Here is an 862-nt window from a genome sequence, read left to right as displayed (position 1 = left end):
CTTGTTTTTTCTCTTCTGGAGTTAAGTGGGATTTGTCTTGAACAACAACCTTCTCATCTGGTTTCACTGGGGTGAAGTCTTCGATAACTAGGTCTTTTCCTGCGATTGGGTGACTGATCTTAGTGCTTGGATCGGTGACAGTGGCGGTTCCATCGTCCCCTACTGTGACAGTCTTACCTGGGTTCTTCGCTTTGACCTTATCTTCCACTTGTTTTTTCTCTTCTGGAGTTAAGTGGGATTTGTCTTGAACAACAACCTTCTCATCTGGTTTCACTGGGGTGAAGTCTTCGATAACTAGGTCTTTTCCTGCGATTGGGTGACTGATCTTAGTGCTTGGATCGGTGACAGTGGCGGTTCCATCGTCCCCTACTGTGACAGTCTTACCTGGGTTCTTCGCTTTGACCTTATCTTCCACTTGTTTTTTCTCTTCTGGAGTTAAGTGGGATTTGTCTTGAACAACGACCTTCTCATCTGGTTTCACTGGGGTGAAGCCTTCGTTCACTAGGTCTTTTCCTGCGATTGGGTGACTGATCTTAGTGCTTGGATCTGTAACCGTGGCGGTTCCATCGTCCCCTACTGTGACAGTCTTACCTGGGTTCTTCGCTTTGACCTTATCTTCCACTTGTTTTTTCTCTTCTGGAGTTAAGTGGGATTTGTCTTGAACAACGACCTTCTCATCTGGTTTCACTGGGGTGAAGCCTTCGTTCACTAGGTCTTTTCCTGCGATTGGGTGACTGATCTTAGTGCTTGGATCTGTAACCGTGGCGGTTCCATCGTCCCCTACTGTGACAGTCTTACCTGGGTTCTTCGCTTTGACCTTATCTTCCACTTGTTTTTTCTCTTCTGGAGTTAAGTGGGATTT

The 862-nt window shown here is 46.4% G+C and carries 1 pseudogene; it reads right to left on the bottom strand.

Features of this window, described 5'->3' with window-relative positions:
- A pseudogene (locus tag N8L90_RS09305) lies at positions 1-862 on the bottom strand (hypothetical protein); the annotation flags it as partial.

This window comes from Streptococcus mitis (assembly GCF_946190115.1).
Taxonomy (GTDB): domain Bacteria; phylum Bacillota; class Bacilli; order Lactobacillales; family Streptococcaceae; genus Streptococcus; species Streptococcus mitis_CO.
Note: the sequence above shows the minus strand (reverse complement) of the source record. Positions and strands in the feature narration are given on the sequence as shown.